Here is an 18,402-nt window from a genome sequence, read left to right as displayed (position 1 = left end):
ATATATCCAAAATAGTTCTATATTAAAGTTGAACAAAAAAACGTCTTATTATCAAAGTCATATTGATAATAAGACGTTTTTTAACTTTAAACTTTTTACTTAGGAACATAATTTTCTCTCTGAACTTACAATTCTTCTTATACTTTGCTCTGAAAGAAAGTATTCATCTGCAAGTTCCGAGGCCTTAGTTCCACAAGTATATTTTTCAAAAATTTCATTATTTCTTTTCTTAAGGCTACTTCTAGTTCCGTTTTTTTCACCCCAAGCTTTTTCATTTTCACTTTTTCTAGGGATATATAAATATTCCCCGTCTATATATTCTTGAATCAATTCTATTATCTCCTCTGGTAACACATTATGTGCTTTAACATATTTCATATCTTTGCTCCCCCTTAATTTTTTAAATTAAGGCAAAGACCTATGAAAAAGTAAGCTCATGTATTATGGGAGCCTAGTTTTTAGGCATATTTATAAAATAAATTTTCAATAATGCCTTTTAGCTAACAATTACATTAGGCTCCAAGCAAAGCATAGCCAACTGAGTCATTATGGTCTTTGCTTGAAGCATATCATTTACAGTACAATTAAATAAATTATAATCTCTCATAAAACATCACTCCTTTTTGCCCATATATACAATTATATACTAAATTCTAAGATTATTCTAATTTTTCTCATAATTAAGTTTATTATCCACCTATATAACTTATACCTAACTTTTTAAAATACACTATAACTCTTAATATTTAGCTAAAATCTAATAATAGAATGATTGAGATTCAGCATAAATAAGCCTAAACTTATTCTTCTGAAAAGACTAAAGAATATTATGAGATTTTATCCAAAAATTAGGTTGTAAAAGCTTTAAGTTAGAGTATTAAAAAGAGCTCAAATATGGTATAATATAAGTAACGTTGATAGATTAGAGGAATGATTTTATGAGAACACCACTTCAATTAGTTAAGGAAGTTAAAGGGACTATGGCAATGGAAGGAATGAAGTTAAAAGAGCAAGAAATTCATTTATTGAATAAATGTGCTTCTGGAAAAGTGTGCTCAAAAGCTGCCGTTAAAAGTTTAGTATTAAAATATACACAGAAATAAGGGATTATGTATGTCAAATAGTTCTTATTATGATTATGAATGGGATAGCAATTATTGTTATCCCAATTGTTTTACACTGAAGAATAAGTTAAATATTAAAGATGAGGATCTACTAGAAGAAGCAGAACGACAAATAACTTCTATAAAGATTTTAGAAATAAAGATGTGTCCCATCAAAGGTTCTTTAGATTTTAAACATTTTTTAAAAATCCATAAGCATATTTTTGAAGACATTTATACTTGGGCTGGAAAAACTCGTTCTGTTAATATTTCTAAAGGAAATGAATTTTGTAAATATATTCATATATCTACTATGTGTGAAGAAGTTTTTTCAAATTTACAGAAAGAAAACTATTTAATAGGCCTTAATCTAGAAGATATAATAATTAGATTAGCTTACTATTTAGGAGAATTTAATGCAATTCACCCCTTTAGAGAAGGAAATGGTAGAACACAAAGAGTTTTTATTGAATACTTAGCACAAGCTGCAGGATACTATGTTGATTTTTCAGAGGTTACCTCTGAAGAAATGATATCAGCAAGTATAGATTCCTTTGCATGTAATTATAAGAAAATGGAAGATATCTTTAGCAGAACTATTCATCCTATTACTATTAAAGAACAAGAAGCTTTTATAAAATCCCTAGTGCCAAGAAGCAGCAATTTATTTAAGTCTTTTATTAATTAAAAATGAAATGGTTGATATATGTATCTATATGTATATTTTAGAGAGTTATAATGAATATCTTTGAGAAAAGAGAACACTTTGATGTTAAAAAAATTGGCTTTGTTTTAAATGTTTGTTGATATTAGAACTACATATTATTGCGAAGCAAACCATTTGCAGGAAGATTAGATTTACTTAGGTCCTATGAAAGTGAAAAGCGTTAAGAAATACAACCTGTTCGAGAGAATCGAGTTGTTGTATTTTAGCTTTTTACTTGAATAGGGCCTTAGTAAATCAAGCTTTCGAAACGGTTTGTGAGTAATAATATGTAGTTCATTATCAACACTATATTAAAACAAAGTCCAAAAATTTTATACCAAAGTGTTCTCTCATTTAATACTTAAATATTTATTTGTGTTTTCTTTTTATATACTATTAATCCTACTATATCTGCTATTGCCCATCCAATAGGAATAGCCCACCATATTCCACTAGCTCCTAAAGTAGTATGTACTAATATATAAGCTAAGACAACCCTTGTTCCTAAAGATATAACCGTTAAAATAATGGACATATTTAAATATCCCATGCCTCTATATAATCCATAAAACATAAATAAGAATCCAATTAATATATAAAACACTCCCACTACTCTTAAATATTCTATACCTAAAGCTATAACCTCGACTTCTCCTCTATCAACAAATAAAATCATTAAATCCTTAGCATATATAATTATTAAAGTAGAAATTACAGCACAAAATCCTACTATAGTAATTATTGAAGATTTTACTCCTTCTTTTATCCTATCTAACTTATTTGCTCCCATGTTCTGAGCAACATAGGTTGAAAAGGCATTTCCAAAGTCTTGTACAGGCATATATGCCAACGAGTCTATCTTAACGCCTGCTGCAAATGCTGCCATAACAGTTGCTCCAAAGGTATTCACTAGTCCTTGTACAAGTAATATACCAAAATTCATTATAGACTGTTGTATTGAGGTTAAAATGGAATATTTAGCTGTAATTTTAAATACTTCTCTATCTATTCTTATATCTTCTCTTCTAATTTTTAAAAATGTTAGTTCCTTATAAACATAAATCAAACTTAATATTGCTGACACTCCCTGAGCAATTATAGTTGCTAAAGCAACACCTTTAACTCCTAAATTGAAAACTAAAACGAATACTAAATCTAATACTACATTTACAATTGCAGCTACAATTAAAAAATATAAGGGTCTCTTTGAATCTCCCATTGCTCTAAGCACACAAGTTGCTCCATTATATAGGAATGTAAAGAATAATCCAGCTATAATTATAGTTAAATATGTCTTTGCATCTCCTAATAGTTCTATAGGCATATTAAATAGAGATAATATACCATCAATGAAACTAAAAGATATCACCATAATTAAAATAGTAATACTAAAAATAAAAATAAATGAATTTATAATAGCCTTTTTAAATTTATCCATATCTCTCGAACCGTAATATTGAGATAATATAACCCCTGTTCCCATACACAGTCCTATAATTATAGAAGTAATGAAAACCATAATTGCAAAAGAAGAGCCCACTGCAGCTAATGCATTTGTACCTACAAATTTCCCAACAACTATTGTGTCCACAAGATTATATAATTGTTGAAATATATTACCTATTATCATAGGCAAGGCAAACCTTAATATTAAGCCACTCGGTTTACCTTTAGTCATATCTATCATATCTATTTACCCCCATATTTTTATCAATAACTATTTAATCAAATATTTTATATAAGTTGTAATTAAATTTCTACATAATACAAATAGGCTTTTCTTTTATAAACTATTTAAATTGAATTTCATATTATTACTGTGAATACCATTTGCAGGAATCTTAGATTTACTTAGTTTCTATGAAAGTAAAAAGCGTTAAGAAAGACAACTTGTTCGAGTGAAGCGAGTTGTTGTCTTTTAGTTTTTTGCTTGAATAGAAACCTAGTAAATCAAGGTTTCGAAACGGTTGAACAGGAATAATATGAAGTTCTAATTAATCTAATTTTATATTTAAGCCTATTTGCATTATGTAGTTTCATTATTATAATCTATATATTATAAAACTATGATATCTTCATATAGACGTTTTTATTTCTATTGCTTTAACGCTTTGCTAATTATGGAATATTCAAATTCCTCACTAAGCATGTCCATATAAACCTCATCATACTCGTGCTTTCCATATATAATTGCTTTTCTTCGTCTTCCAATCTCTTTAAAGCCGCATTTTTTACAGGCCTTTATTGCTGCTTCATTAAAAGAGAAGGTTTCAATCATTATATTTCTTAAATTCAAGATATTAAAGCCGAAATCAAGTAATAGCTTAGTAGCCTCAGTTCCTATTCCTCTATTTCTATCACTTTTTTCTCCGATAAACATTCCCATTACAGCATTTCTATTTATAAAGTTTATTCTCATAAGTCTTCCAATTCCAATAACTTCATTATCCTCTTTTCTTACAATGTAAAAACCATATCCTCTACTGCTATTCATTCCTTCAAGATAACTCTTTTGTGTCTCATAGGTTATCATATCTGATATATCTCCAGTTCTAATAGCTATCTCTAAATCATTGCTCCATTTAGCTACTCTTTCTGTTTCTCTATTATCTATTGGAGATAAATAACATATCTCTCCTATTAATTTTCTTAAATTCTCCATTTACACCACGCCCTTATATTATTTATCTAATCCTAATCTTATAATTTCTCTAGTTGGATGGAATTCATATAGGCTAACTCCCACTATTTCTCCTTCAAAAGTCTGAAAGGAACTATTTATTATAGGCAATGCTTTAATAATATTATCTGCATCTTTTATAGGTATAGTAATATGAGGAACCCATTGATTATCCTTTAGAGAATAATTAGCTCCAATTTCTCCACACATTTCATCATACTTTTCATGAAATTCTCTATGAAAGTTTTTTAACTCGTCTGAAACATGAGGAGCTATAAATGTTATATCTAGTCCAAATAATCCTATGTAGCTAAATTTTATCTTAACACTTTTATGTTTCTTAACAAATTCCTCCATCCACTGACAGATATATTTTTCGTCTATTTCTACATACATTCCCATAGTAATATGCGGTGGTATATCCTTTAATTCAATATCTGCTTGAGCTAACTGACTTTCTATAAGTTTGAGCTTTTTATTAGTTTCTTCATCAAATAATGCTATGGCACATAAAAATTTTTCCTCCATGTTCTTTAGACCTCCTTTAGTAATCTATCTTCTTCTAGATATCTATTACATAGCGGTATTCATTTAAACTTTCTCCAATTATTATTTTCTTTACGGTTCCATCATGGTGAAATCCTACTTTTTCATAGAATCTCCGTGCTTTTAAGTTTTCTTCAAGTACCCACAGAGTAACTCTTTTGTAATTCCTATCTTTAAGCTCCTTCATTCCCCATTTTATTAATTCATAGCCTATACCTTTATTCCAAAATTCTGGTAATAAATATATGCCCCATATCTCTCCATAGGAGTTATCTACATCTTTATCTCTACACTTACCAATACATATTAAACCAACAGCCTTATCATGTATAAATATTAAGGCATCTTCCTCCCACTGTTTTAATAGTGCTCTTTCGAAATATCCTTCTCTTTTTTCTGAAGTTATGCTGTTTAATATTTCATCCGATATTATTCCCTTATAGGCTATTTTCCAAGACTTGCTATGGATCTCTCCTAGTGCCTTTGCATCCTCTACCTTTGCATAACGAATTTTATACACATATTTCACCTTTTAATTAATTCCCTTAACTTTAATTATTTCCTCTGAAAATCTATCTGGTTCCTCAATATATGGGTAATGTGCAGATTCATTAAATATAATTATTTCCTTAGCAGGTGCATTAATCTTATTATAATATTCTTCAATAAGAACACTTGGTGTTACATAATCATATTTTCCACACAAAAAATAAATTGGGACTTTAATATCCACAATTTTATCCATTATATTTGTATTAATCACTTCATTCCATAAATACCTCTCCGAAAACTCTAATCCCTTAGATATATTTTTCAGATCTTCTTTTGTATATATCTTACATTGCTTTGTTATTTGAGAGAAATTAATTTCATTATGCATATTGCCACCAAAATTTTTTACATGCTTTAATATGGTAGATATTCTTAAGTCATCATTATTAGCTAGCTTTTTAATATCAATAAGTTCCCCTATTACTTCTCTATGCCCTTGCTTATTTCCTTCTTTCAAAACAAAGTCATAGCTAAGTTCCATAGCTTTTAAGAAATTTACAATTTGTCCAACACTTATAAAACCATAAAAATCCTCTGGATAAAATTTAATTAAATTAATACCAAGTATGCTTCCCCAAGAATGACCTGCTATATATATTTTTTCTTTTCCAAATTGTTCTTTTAATATAGAAATTAATTCATGTGCATCTAATAGAATTTGTGATAAATTCATTGAGTATGGACTTATATCTTCTGAAAAAGATTTCCCAGTTCCCCTTTGATCCCAATGAACTACAATATATTCATTCTCAAGTTTACTTTGAAAATATTGATAGAGAGGCATCATTGGAAGACCAGGTCCACCATGTAAAAATAAAAGTATTGGATTTTCTTCTTTATTTCCCTTAGCTAATATCCACTGATTAACTCCACCTAACTTAACTTTTTCTAACATATTAACCATATAGCCACCCCTTACTTTTTTATTAATATTAAGAACTTTATCTATCATATAAGTTTTCTACATTAATACAATTTTCCACTACCTTCTCTAGCTATTAATGCTCTAATTCTCTTTGTCATTATAGGATGACTTGCACCTAAGTTATAACACCATACAAAAAATCCTTTAACATTTTTAGTGCTTTCTATATAATCTTCAACATCAACTCGCTTATATAAATGTTTTCCTGCCATTAAAGCCATCATTGCATCTACTCCATCTATACCTGTTAATTTTTGAGCAAGTCTATCACAGCTATATTCTCTTGCTCTTGATGCTGTTGAACCAAAGATAGGTAACCCACTTGCGTAAAGGATAGGTAAGTTATACCACAAAGTGGCATGTCTTAATTTTATGTGGGATAATTCATGAGCGATAATAAAAGATATTGAATCTATATCTTGATGTTCTCTATAGGCTATTTCAAATAAATCTGCATTAATCTGAATATATTGCTTACGTATAATAAATCCCGCAAATGCATTCATTAAACCATTTTCTTGAGCAACATAAGCTTCTGGTACCTTCTTAAGTCCTAATTTCTTAGAATGTTCAATAATAATATCATATATTTCTGGAAAATTTCTATTAGTAATCTTAATTGCCTTGGCCCTCGAAGCAGCATATAAGACATTTATAGCAAATGGAAATGCAACCAACATAATAACCCCAATGAATAACCATTTTACCTCTACAGGTATTTCTTCATTCAACAAGGGGGCTTCTGTTTCCTCAGTGGATTTCAGATACTCCTGAAAGGTTAAAATTTCTTCATTTGCTCTTTTTATATTTTTATCAAAGTTTCCTATACAACTCCCAACAACTATTATCACCATTAATAAGTTTAGGAAAACCAATCTCCTATACCAACGTCTTTCAGCTTTGTGCCTACAGCTCTTGATTTCCTTCTTGCTTAATACAACACAATTCTCATTTTCAATATAATTCATAATAAAACTCCTTCATAACTATTCATAATCCTTTTCTTATTCACATTCTATCATCGTAAAATCAAAAAAGATAAAGTCAGTGGTGAAATGCATTTGAAAAGGTGTGAAATGTATTTTTAAATTAGAAGGATCATTTCTAATTTGAATTCATATAACTTTTTAGGGATTATCTCATCACAACTAATAAGTAATTCTCCATTATATTTTCCAATTACATTTTTCATATTTTCAAGTCCAAATCCATGATTTAAATTATCACCTTTATTACTTTTAATTGTATTATCCTTAATGAGAGGTTCTTTATCAGCTGAGTTTGTAAATATTATAATCATATAATTTCTATCCCTTTTAACAGATATATTTATATACTTGTCAATCTTATCTGGTAGTTTACTGCAAAATTCTATGGCATTATCAATTGCATTAGAAATAATAATAACTGTATCAACAGGAGCTAATTTACCTATTATTCCAAAATCACCGTCAATATTAATATTAATCCCATTTTCCTTTGCTATGGTATTCTTTTCATTTATTATGGCATCTACTATATCATTTCCGCTGCATAAATCTGTATCAGTATTTATAATGATTTCTCCTAAATTATCTATATATTGGCTAAGGTTATCATATTTTTTTCTTTTACAGAGTTCATAAATACATAGCATATGATTTTTCATATCATGTTTAATTTTTCTTGTTTCTCGCTGTGACAGCTTATACGCCTCAAAGTGCCTTAACTGAGCCTCCATATAATGCCCGTTAATTTTAACAATACTTTTATAATAATTTATTGATTTATTTTTAGTTATAGCTATTACTGTAGATATTACAAGAATAATCATTGCTACTAATACAAAGATTGAAGCACCTATTTCATAATCTCCCAATATTTTGTTAATTCTCATTTCATTAAGACCTAAAAGTGAAGTTACCACTAAAATTGAACTACACATAATCATTAACTTGTCCCAAATATTAAGAATAAAATAATCCTTAAAACCTTTTCTAGCACGAATAATATATACTAATCCTATTATTGTTAACGCATCAGCTAAGATACTAAAATATATGTTACTGTTTATTACTGAAAGTTCTTTATTAGAAATTACTATTAATAATAAGCTAGCTATACAATAAGGAATCATCCCAGTAAAAATTGCTGGAAATACTAATAACATCCCCCTAATACGCTTTCTTTTTCTTGATAGAAATATTACAGTACTAGGTATTATAAATGCCAGTTCAACTCCACCGTATCCAATCCATAATCTCCTAATAATAAAATCAATAGCTAAATAGCTTATTACTATGATTATCCATTTCTCTTTTCCAAGGTCAATACTTTCCCCATAAATATATTTAAGTATAATTATTACAACTATTGTTACAAATAGACCCCCATAATAACTATAAAAATCAATCATCTTATATATCTTTTCTCCTTATTTTGCATAATTTCTTATATAATTTATTATGCTACTCTTAAACTCTTTTGCTTTATTTCTACTTATTATAATTTTTTCACCATTTTCAAGTTGAACTTCTTTATTATCATAAATTCGGACATAGCTTAGATTTACTAAATAACTTCTATGAGTTCTAAAAAACATATCACTACTTAGTTCTTCTTCTATTTCATTGAGAGTTTTCCTTATTAGGAAATTATGATTCTTTATATTTATTGATATGTTATTGTTTTTTGCCTCTATGTATAAGATATCTCTAATTTTAATAAGGACTTCATCATGCCCATCTTTTATAATAAGCTTTTTATTCTTAATAAATTCTCTATTAACATCTTTTAAAGCATTAATTAATTTTATCTCATTAATTGGCTTTGTAAGAAATCTATATGCATTGACTTCATACCCCTCTGGTGCGCACTCTACATGACTTGTTAAAAATATTAAAATCACATCCTCATCAATATTTCTTATTCCTTTTGCTGTATCAATGCCATTAATCTTGTCCATCTCCATATCAAGAAATATTAAATCATAGTATACTTTTTTACTATTATAAACTTTAAGTAATTCCTCTCCCGACTCATAGGTATCAATAACAATATCCAAACTAAAGAAATACTTTTCCAAGTATTCTTTAAAATTACTATGAAATAGCTTATCATCATCACAAATTGCAATTCTCACTAAATCACTGCCTTTCGCATTATTTTCCTTCTAAAAGCACATATGATTTTCAAATAGGATTTCGCAATTTAACTATTTACAAAGTATCCCATCTTCCTAATTTATTTCATATTTATGTACAAAATTCTATAATCCTATCTCTTATTTTTTGTAATTTATTGCCTACTAAAATTATACTCTAACTATTCTATTTCATTATCAACACTATATTAGAATAAAACATAAAATTTTTATACAACTCTTAAGCTATGATTTTATTATTAAATCAGCTTATAACTTTTTAGTAAAGATTATCTCTAAGGCTTCATTTTCTAATAATAAGCTACCTGAATCTCTATATCCTAATGCTCTATAAAAATGTTGTGCCTCTTCATTAGATAAGGTAGACGTCATAACTAATTCATACCCTTTAGCTTTCATTTCATCTTCCCAAAAGCCTACTACTTCTTTTCCTAATCCTTTACCTCTATAATTTTCATCAATATAGAGCATGTTCATAAAGGGTGTATTATCCCAAAAATAGTTGTATCTTAACCATCCTATACTCCTATCATCCTGATTCTTAATTATTATAATTTCTTTATTTCTAATTTTATTTAATATTAACTCTTCCACTATATGTTTATCTACTTCTTTTATATATTCATAATTTATTTCTTTTGCATATTGAAATTTCATTGTAAATTTCCTACTTTCTATTACTATTAGTCTTTTCTCTAAGGTTCATAGCTTTTTCTAAAGCCCATAATATTTCTGAATTTATTTCTGGTATAAAACTCATAAACCTCTTCATCTGCAAGTAATTCTATTCTTGTTCTAGGATATAACTCATGACAAATGTCTAATAAAGCTTTTCCAATGCCATTACCTCTATAATCTTTATGCACTATAAGCTCTGTTATAAAAGTAGTTATATGACCATCTGTAAACCCTCTTACTAGTCCAATTATTCTATCTCCTTTAACAGCTACAAGTGAAATGCTAGAATTTTTCCATGCTTCTAAGCTATCCTTAGAACATCATTACATCAACCAATTCTTCAACGAATGCAGCTCTCAAAAACATTAATTTTGTATTTAAGACATATATTTCCTTCATCCTTTATTTGAATAGCGAAACAAAAACACCATAAAATTCATTTGAATAATACGGTATTATGAATAAATTATTCTATGACTAATACATTCGATAGTGGAGCACTCTCTTCTCTTAGAATTGACAAGAAATCCAAATCATAGTATCTCCCTCTTACGAAAAACGCTTTCCTCATAGTTCCCTCAAAGACAAAACCACATTTTTCAGCCACTCTTCTTGCTGCTACATTTTCCTTTACTGTACATATTTGCAGCCTTTGTATTGGTTTAAGTTCAAATATGTATGCACAAAACAGCTTGATGGCTTCTGTAGCATAGCCTTTTCCTCTATCTTCTTTTCTGTAAATCTGGCAGCCTATTTCATAGCCTTCGCTATCTCCAACTCCTTTGAAGAACGTAATGGCTCCCAATAGTCGACTTGACTTATCGATAATTAGCATTCTTCCAAAATTATTTTCCCAAAATCCTGCATCAGAGTAATACTTTTTTATCTTCATTTCATGATGGAGCTCAACTCCCAGATAATCCCCTCTGTGACATAAGTTATTCATTAAATCAAGCATTTCTGGTATATCATCATCTTTAATCAATCTGAGATTAACGCATTTCCCAGTTAACATATCATTTCCTCCTCAAAATATATGTTATTTTAAAACCTTCATTTTGCTTATCAATATCCTAATATCATCCAAGGATAATTATAGCATAATTTACAGGTGATCTCATCCAATCCTGTTTAGATTATAATTAATTCAAATTTATAAATACCGTAGAATTCATTTTTCTGAATACTACGGTATCTTAAGACTTTATTCATTTTTATAATTACTACATTTTAAAGAATACATCCTATTAGTTAAGCAAAGCCTATACTCATAGTTCATACTAATAATGGCAATTATACATATGTCTTTTTCTCAACAGGAATCCATATTTCACAAAAGCAATCTGCCTCAAGATCTTCTGAATACAATTCAAAATCAGTATCATCAAGGATACTATACTCTGAACTTGGAAGGAACTCCGAAAAGATTTTTTCCCATGTTTCTCCTATACAATCTCCAGTTTCACCAATGCATTTAAATACTGCCCATAATGTAGGTTTTACATCCCAGATAGTATACCCCTCTGGTACATTGCCACCACTAAATTCCATACCAATACCATAGTTAAAATGTGTACTTTCTTTTGATATTTGTGCACAAACTCCATAAACATCATACTTACTAGTGTTTTGTTTTAACTCATCAAATATACCATTGTCAGCACATACCTTCCAAAAGTCTGGAATTTCAGTATTTCCCTCTTCCGAAATTGACTCATTTCTAAACTTTTTAACCTTAGCCAATACTTTAAATTCTTCTCGTTTTTCAATTCTGTAGTCCATAACAGTACCACCTTCCAATTTTATTTTAATGAGAAGGCGATTAAAAGATTTTAATTTCATCCCTGCACGTCTTGCTACATTCGGTGTAATACCATGGAATCTGGTAAATGCCTTTGTAAAGCTTTCAGGTGAATCATAACCATATTTTAAAGCAATATCAATTACCTTTATATCAGATATAGATAGTTCCTGACCAGCCATAGATAATCTTCTATTCCTAATATACTCATTTGCTGTAATACCAGTCATTAAACTAAATGTCCTATGAAAATGATAGCTTGACATATAGACATGTTTTGCAACATCTTCATAAGTAATTGGTTCTAATAGGTGTTCTTCCATATAATCTATTGACCTTTGCAAGTTTTGAATAAAATTCATTTCTCTCACCTCCATGTAAAAATTGTACTAAAATATAACTGTTACTTCCTATCCTACCTTGCTTTCATTTGTCTAAATATCTAATATACAGTTTATAGATTTATTTGCTACGTAAATAATCCTTGTGCTCAAGCATAAAATCTCTGCTTATATTCTTTTCTTGCAGTTCTTTTTGCATAGACATAATTTGTGATAAATTTAAATCTAACATATTTACACTTATTAATTCTCTTTTGCTATTAGTAATACTTATTATGATTAATTATGGGATAATTACTATATAAATGCAATATTATTCAGCTTTTGAAAAATTGTTTTTGTATCTAAAATACATACTTTCCCCATCCTTTATTTAAATTACCACGTAAAAATACTGCAAAGTTCAAACTTGAACAGTGCAGTATTCAAAATTATTCATTTTTCAGTAACGTAGAAAACTCCTTACATATTTATGATAGGTTCTTTTGATAAGTAGATAATGCCTTATTCAGCAGCTTCTGCCTCTGCTTTAGTTTTGTGAATCGTACCATGGGGATGTTGAGGTGGTGCATAAATAGAATACAATTTAAGTGGCTTATCACCAGTGTTGACTATGTTATGCCATTTACCAGCGGGTATAACAATAGCAAAATCATCATAGACTCTTCTTAGAAAATTCAAGTTATATTTGCTATTACCCATTTTAATAATCCCTTCTCCTTCCTCAATACGTATGAATTGGTCAACATCGGGATGCATTTCTAAACCTATATCTTCTCCAACATTAATGCTCATCAATGTAAGTTGCAAATGGGTTCCTGTCCATAAAGTAGTACGAAAAGCATTGTTTTGCTTAGTAGCTTCATTAATATCAATTACAAAAGGTTCTGGTCCATAATCCTTTAAATCAGTTAAATAATTATTCTCTGCAAATCGCAAAGAATTAAAAAACCATGAATCATAATGTGATTCATCAGTAACAGGTGTATACTGATTATCACACTGATTTGAAAAGCGTGTGTTATACCCACAATTAGAGGGCGAATGTTTTTTGTAATCATCGTACATATTTTTAATTCCTTTTAATTGCTTATAACATTATCATATGTCTTCTCTATATATAATGTGCTTCGGCTCACAGAAATGATATGACTCGAGATCATGATAGTTAAATCAAAAAATTCATAAATTACATAAGTCCATAATCTTTAAGATCATATTTTTAGCAAAATCATGTTTATGTGATTATAAATAACTATTTTTTACTTTTCAACACATCATTAATCAATAAATACATTATTTTCTTACTATATATAAATCTATAGTGTCATATACATTTAAAATATCATCGTTTTCTATATATGCAAATTGGCTTTGCCAGTAAAGTACGCATTTAGCGCAGAGGGTTGACTTCGTCAGAGAGCAACTCTCTGCGAACAACGTGAGCACTTCACTGTGAACGAAGTGAACACTTCTCTGTGCCTATGGCACAATTCTCTGCACCTTTGGTGCAATTCACTAAATAAGTTACTTCATAACTCATTTATATTATTCAATATGCTCTTCCTTTATCTTAACAACTTCAATATCTTCATAAGTTTCCTTAAGTAACTCACATAAACTCTCCACTCCAAAAATTTCAGTGAAGGTATGACTTCCTACAATAAGATTTATATTTGCCTGTTTTGCATATTGAATTGTATACAATATCTTTTCTCCAGTAAAATATACATCACATCCTAAATCTACAGCTTCCTTCATATCAATAGCTGAGAATCCTGCCCCTGTTACAACTCCTACTTTCTTAATTTTCTTATGATTATTTTTCCAAACACGAACTGGCTCCTCTAATAAATTTTCTATGTTAGCTGTTAAAACCTCAAGACTTATAGGTTCATCTATTTCTCCTACTCTTCCATTATAGAATCCTTCCTCATGTGCAAACTTCTCTATGATTCTAAAGCCTAATTTCTCAAGTAATGAAACACTTGTACCAAACTCAGCATCATCTAAGGGAGCATGTACATAAAAATGAGATATATTATTCTCTTTCAATATACCAAGCGCCTGTTTCTTCATTCCATCTATCCATTCCCATGCATCATGATGAGTTATTAATAAATCCACTTTATTAATAACTGCTTCTTTAGCTGAATCTGGAGTTAGGTTAGTACAATACCCTATTTTTTTTATATTATCTCTCCCTATATTGGTAAAGCCATATTCTCCTTTTCCTTCTACTAACTTTAGTTTTTCTTTCGTAAATACATCTATAATAAATTTTTCAAAATCTTTTACTAGCATATTCTTACCTCCAGTTTTATATTGAATCTAAGTATCCTGCAATAAATGCCCCTTGTAATCTTCTAACTTCATGTTTAAAATGCACATGGTCATAATAAATATCGCTGCCTAAGCTTTTAGTAAAGTTATATAAATCTATAATTTTCACATTGTTATCTTCCATAACTTCCTTTGAAACCTGATTATATTTCTCAACCTCACTACTATATCGTAAAACTCCAACTTTTCTTGCATTATGAATTTCATCAATGATAGGTGTTAAGGATATCCATATAACTTCATTTGAGATTTCCTTCGAGATTTCAATAATCTCCTCTAAATTGCTTTTATATTTATTTATTTCAATCTGAATATCATTAGATTCTCTATCTCTTCTAAGATCGTGCATTCCACAGCCTATTGCTAGAATATCATATGTCCTTCCTAAGTCCTTCTCCTCTTGCAGATAGGCTAAAACCATTCTGCTATCCCCTGCATTGGCTCCAACTGATTTATCCAAATCCACCAGAGCATGCTCTACCCCTCTTTTCCTGTCATAGTTAAATTTACCCTTTATCATTTCTCTAAAGTATGGTCCATAGTGTATTGATATACTATCTCCTATTACAAAGAAACTCCTCATAGTTCCCACCTAGTCTTCCCATACCTTCCTCATTTCATAAAATTCCTTTTCTTCACCATTTACATACCACGTAAACTCTTCTCTAACCACAAAACCTAATCTTTCATAAACTTTTATAGCCCTTTTATTAAATTTAGCAACCAGTAAAGATATCTGATTAAATTTATGCTTTTCCCTTCCAAATTCCAAGATAGCTGTTACTACTTTTGCTCCCATACCTTTTCCTGTTAATGAAGGTTTCATTTGAATTCCAAATAAAACTTCCTCATCATCAAATTCAAAACAACAGTTTCCTATTAGCTCATTATTTTCATTATATATAGCATAGGCATTCTCTTGTTTATGAAGATTCATTGCCCATTCTTTTTTAGATTCAGTCTTGTCATTATCATAAAAGGAGTATTCTCCTTCAAATTTCCAAGTTGCAATATCTATCGAATCCATTTCTGTAGGTTTTCTAAATTCTAGCTTCATTTTATAGTTCCTCCAATATATTTTTAATTAGCTCTATTAGTTGTTCTCTTTCATAACAAATACGCTTTTCTCCTAGTTCACTAGATATTTGATGTTTTAACCCCTTTACAAGGCCTAGTTTATTATCGCTAGCCTGTTCTCCTAAATTATCTACATTGACGAGGTGTGGCGCAATATACATCATCTCACTAGTTTCCTCTACACCTGCATGTAAATAATCTTCTGTGGTAAGTTCATTTTGATAAGCTATTTTCTCTGAGTGCCATAAAATCACATTGAAATTATCATCCTTATATCTTTCTTCAATGTTTTCCAGAAGAGATATCTGCTGCGGTGATAAATGACCTGTACAAATAACTAGTAGCTTAAATCCATTTCTTTTAACATTCTCAACTAAATTTATTACTCTATGTGAAAAATGGAATTCATCTATTAAAAAATTTCCTATTAGCTTTTCCTCTGCCACAGTTTCTAAATACCAATAGTTATCCCCATCCTTATTATATAAACCATCGGTTCCACAATATTCTGTAGGCAATAACACTCCTCCTACATCACTCCATGCTTGTTCCACTACCCATTGAGCTCTCATGGCATCTGTCCCCAAAGGTAGATGGCTTCCATGCCATTCAATTGGACTAACAGCCACATAAGCTATTGGTATTTGCTTCAAAATCTCCTTTAATCTACTTGGAGTAAGTTCAATTATTCTGCCGTGCATATTTTTCCTCCATAATTAAAATTAATATTAATGATTAACTCACTTTACTGAGCCTTAAAAAATACTTCTAATCCATTAACAATTCTACTTATATTATCATAGTTTAACTTTTCATAAGTATCCTCACCAGTATGCATATACGGTGTTACTCCTAATTCCGTAAGCTCAATTGCCTTATAGCCAACTTGCCAAAATGAGCCATGGTCATCTGTCCACATATCCTTACATTTTTTCAAAGTAAGTGGCATATGTGCTATTATAGAATTCATGAAATCTTCTGAATTCTCATCAGTTACATAAGTTAATGGATATTCCTCTGATATATCTCCCTGCCAAGTGCCTATTGTATCTAAGTTCATAATCCCCTCTAACTCTATTCCACTTTCCTTATACATTTTTGCAAGATGCTTGCTCCCTATACCTCCAGCTTCTTCTAAGTTAAAGAGTATAAATTCAACATTTACTTTTAAATCTATATCTTTTAATATCCTTGCTAACTCTAAAACTGCCGCTACTCCTGATGCATTATCATCCGCTCCTGGAGCAGAAACATCTTTTGAAGTTGAATCATAGTGAGCACATACTATATAGTTTTTATTCCCTTTATTATTTAACTTAGCTATTATATTATCGTAACTCTTTTCTTCATAGTTAAATAAATCTTTCTCAACAGAATAGCCTATGGCCTTCAATTCATTACTTATATATTGCTCCCCAATTTTATTTCCACTATGAAGATAATGCCTGCTTTCTATAGCTGATAATCCCTTTACATACCTTATTAAATTTTCTTTATTACATTCCATATTCTTGACCTCCTAAAATAAGCTTTATTTTTAGTTGCTAATTTATATCATAGTTATAACATATCACTGCTTCAGCCTTATAAAAGCCTTCATTAAAATACAAACTTAAAGCTCTATCATTTTCTCCATTTACACTAAGCATACCCCTATCTATACCAATAGTTTTTCCATGATGTAAAGCCGCTCTTAAAAGGTTTTTCCCAACAGCCTTCCCTTGATACTCAGGTTTCACTGCTAGAGAATGTATAAATGCATATTCTATACCTTCTTCATCTTCCTTTGACACCCCAACTACTCCAACAGGATCATCATGGTTATATAGAATTTTCATACCACCTGGCAATAACCCTCCATCATATTGCATTTCACTTATCATTTTAGGTGTTCTAGGTGTTTCACTGCCTTTAAGTTTTGCAAAGCCTGCATTCCTAACTTCACACCAGTGCTCTTCATCTCTATTAAACTGAAAATCCTTTAAATAAAAACCTTCTGGAAATATTACTTCTCCTATAGGTTGTACATCTCTTTTTAGTACAAATGAATATCTTTCAATATAAAAGTTTAAAGCATTAAGGATATTTATAAGTTGCTTATCCTCTTCTTTAGCAAAGATAAATATCTTATCTATACCTTCTGTATGTTTTAATATTTCTCCTAGCATTCCCCTATATACTTCTATATCATTTATTATGCTATGAAATATTCTAAATCTACCCTTTTTCCCCTTTTTATTATACTCATCAATGATAAGAGAAGCTGCTCCCATAACCTTCTCCTCATTATCTAGCAAAAGATATGTTGGGTTCTTTTCATTGATATTAAATCTTTCTAAATCCTCATCATATAAAAAGCTGTAATCTACTTCATTTCTATGACTTTTGCAATAAGTTATAAAGTCTTTTAATCTTTCTTGTGTTAAACTCTCAATTCTCATGTTTTATACCCTCCTTTTTCATAATGCTTAACCCACAAAAGTATTAATTCACTATAATTATGAAAAT

21 protein-coding genes and 1 pseudogene are annotated in these 18,402 nt (G+C 29.6%); 2 read left to right on the top strand and 20 right to left on the bottom strand.

Translation table 11 applies throughout. The features are described 5' to 3' along the window. Positions 1–99: 99 nt before the first annotated feature. Positions 100–378 carry a CD3324 family protein gene (locus ACI48Q_RS15490; protein WP_474920020.1) on the bottom strand — a complete coding sequence of 93 codons (279 nt, stop codon included), beginning with the start codon at positions 376–378 and terminating at the stop codon, positions 100–102. Between the two features lie 560 nt (positions 379–938). Between ACI48Q_RS15490 and ACI48Q_RS15485 the strand changes: the two genes are divergently transcribed. Both ACI48Q_RS15485 and ACI48Q_RS15480 read left to right on the top strand, forming a co-directional pair. Continuing rightward, entirely contained in the window at positions 939–1,103 is a 165-nt protein-coding gene (locus ACI48Q_RS15485; RefSeq protein WP_474920019.1) for a hypothetical protein, read from the top strand. 10 nt (positions 1,104–1,113) lie between these two features. Next, positions 1,114–1,791, top strand: a complete 678-nt coding sequence (locus ACI48Q_RS15480) for a Fic/DOC family protein (RefSeq protein ID WP_474920018.1) — start codon at positions 1,114–1,116, stop codon at positions 1,789–1,791. A gap of 379 nt (positions 1,792–2,170) precedes the next feature. Here ACI48Q_RS15480 and ACI48Q_RS15475 read toward each other — a convergent pair whose 3' ends face one another. The 19 genes and pseudogenes from ACI48Q_RS15475 to ACI48Q_RS15385 all read right to left on the bottom strand — a co-directional run bounded on the left by ACI48Q_RS15475 (position 2,171) and on the right by ACI48Q_RS15385 (position 18,335). Then, positions 2,171–3,496 (bottom strand): MATE family efflux transporter, encoded by a 1,326-nt coding sequence (locus ACI48Q_RS15475; RefSeq protein ID WP_474920017.1) that lies wholly within the window; start codon positions 3,494–3,496, stop codon positions 2,171–2,173. A gap of 408 nt (positions 3,497–3,904) precedes the next feature. Continuing rightward, positions 3,905–4,471 (bottom strand): GNAT family N-acetyltransferase, encoded by a 567-nt coding sequence (locus ACI48Q_RS15470; protein ID WP_474920016.1) that lies wholly within the window; start codon positions 4,469–4,471, stop codon positions 3,905–3,907. Between the two features lie 18 nt (positions 4,472–4,489). Then, complete coding sequence (locus ACI48Q_RS15465) at positions 4,490–5,017, bottom strand: 2'-5' RNA ligase family protein (RefSeq protein WP_474920015.1); 528 nt, start codon at positions 5,015–5,017, stop codon at positions 4,490–4,492. Positions 5,018–5,051: 34 nt separating this feature from the next. Continuing rightward, entirely contained in the window at positions 5,052–5,555 is a 504-nt protein-coding gene (locus ACI48Q_RS15460) for a GNAT family N-acetyltransferase (RefSeq protein WP_474920014.1), read from the bottom strand. Between the two features lie 12 nt (positions 5,556–5,567). Then, positions 5,568–6,491 carry an alpha/beta fold hydrolase gene (locus ACI48Q_RS15455; RefSeq protein WP_474920013.1) on the bottom strand — a complete coding sequence of 308 codons (924 nt, stop codon included), beginning with the start codon at positions 6,489–6,491 and terminating at the stop codon, positions 5,568–5,570. Between the two features lie 62 nt (positions 6,492–6,553). Beyond that, positions 6,554–7,480 (bottom strand): M48 family metallopeptidase, encoded by a 927-nt coding sequence (locus ACI48Q_RS15450; protein WP_474920012.1) that lies wholly within the window; start codon positions 7,478–7,480, stop codon positions 6,554–6,556. Positions 7,481–7,596: 116 nt separating this feature from the next. Next, positions 7,597–8,907: a sensor histidine kinase gene (locus ACI48Q_RS15445; protein ID WP_474920011.1), complete on the bottom strand. Its 1,311-nt coding sequence runs from the start codon at positions 8,905–8,907 to the stop codon at positions 7,597–7,599. 18 nt (positions 8,908–8,925) lie between these two features. Further along, on the bottom strand, positions 8,926–9,633 hold the full coding sequence (locus ACI48Q_RS15440; RefSeq protein ID WP_474920010.1) for a LytR/AlgR family response regulator transcription factor: 708 nt from the start codon (positions 9,631–9,633) through the stop codon (positions 8,926–8,928). Positions 9,634–9,903: 270 nt separating this feature from the next. Continuing rightward, a complete protein-coding gene (locus ACI48Q_RS15435; RefSeq protein ID WP_474920009.1) occupies positions 9,904–10,311 on the bottom strand; it encodes a GNAT family N-acetyltransferase in 408 nt (135 codons plus the stop codon). A gap of 38 nt (positions 10,312–10,349) precedes the next feature. Then, positions 10,350–10,625: pseudogene (locus ACI48Q_RS15430) on the bottom strand (GNAT family N-acetyltransferase); the annotation flags it as partial. 173 nt (positions 10,626–10,798) lie between these two features. Continuing rightward, on the bottom strand, positions 10,799–11,347 hold the full coding sequence (locus tag ACI48Q_RS15425; protein ID WP_474920008.1) for a GNAT family N-acetyltransferase: 549 nt from the start codon (positions 11,345–11,347) through the stop codon (positions 10,799–10,801). A gap of 278 nt (positions 11,348–11,625) precedes the next feature. Beyond that, positions 11,626–12,495 (bottom strand): AraC family transcriptional regulator, encoded by an 870-nt coding sequence (locus ACI48Q_RS15420; RefSeq protein WP_474920007.1) that lies wholly within the window; start codon positions 12,493–12,495, stop codon positions 11,626–11,628. Between the two features lie 483 nt (positions 12,496–12,978). Continuing rightward, positions 12,979–13,542 (bottom strand): cupin domain-containing protein, encoded by a 564-nt coding sequence (locus ACI48Q_RS15415; RefSeq protein ID WP_474920006.1) that lies wholly within the window; start codon positions 13,540–13,542, stop codon positions 12,979–12,981. Between the two features lie 480 nt (positions 13,543–14,022). Next, on the bottom strand, positions 14,023–14,778 hold the full coding sequence (locus ACI48Q_RS15410) for a Nif3-like dinuclear metal center hexameric protein (protein ID WP_474920005.1): 756 nt from the start codon (positions 14,776–14,778) through the stop codon (positions 14,023–14,025). A gap of 16 nt (positions 14,779–14,794) precedes the next feature. Then, on the bottom strand, positions 14,795–15,400 hold the full coding sequence (locus ACI48Q_RS15405) for a GDSL-type esterase/lipase family protein (protein WP_474920004.1): 606 nt from the start codon (positions 15,398–15,400) through the stop codon (positions 14,795–14,797). 9 nt (positions 15,401–15,409) lie between these two features. After that, entirely contained in the window at positions 15,410–15,874 is a 465-nt protein-coding gene (locus ACI48Q_RS15400) for a GNAT family N-acetyltransferase (protein ID WP_474920003.1), read from the bottom strand. 1 nt (position 15,875) lies between these two features. Continuing rightward, positions 15,876–16,595 carry a creatininase family protein gene (locus ACI48Q_RS15395; protein WP_474920002.1) on the bottom strand — a complete coding sequence of 240 codons (720 nt, stop codon included), beginning with the start codon at positions 16,593–16,595 and terminating at the stop codon, positions 15,876–15,878. A gap of 44 nt (positions 16,596–16,639) precedes the next feature. Beyond that, the gene (locus ACI48Q_RS15390) at positions 16,640–17,401 is read right to left on the bottom strand and encodes a M28 family metallopeptidase (protein WP_474920001.1); all 762 of its coding nucleotides are present in this window, start codon (positions 17,399–17,401) and stop codon (positions 16,640–16,642) included. Positions 17,402–17,438: 37 nt separating this feature from the next. Beyond that, on the bottom strand, positions 17,439–18,335 hold the full coding sequence (locus ACI48Q_RS15385) for a GNAT family N-acetyltransferase (protein ID WP_474920000.1): 897 nt from the start codon (positions 18,333–18,335) through the stop codon (positions 17,439–17,441). Positions 18,336–18,402 lie beyond the last annotated feature (67 nt).

Source organism: Clostridium sp. LXY-7, assembly GCF_056172015.1.
The sequence above is the reverse complement of the archived record's forward strand: the minus strand, read 5'-3'. Positions and strand labels throughout refer to the sequence as shown.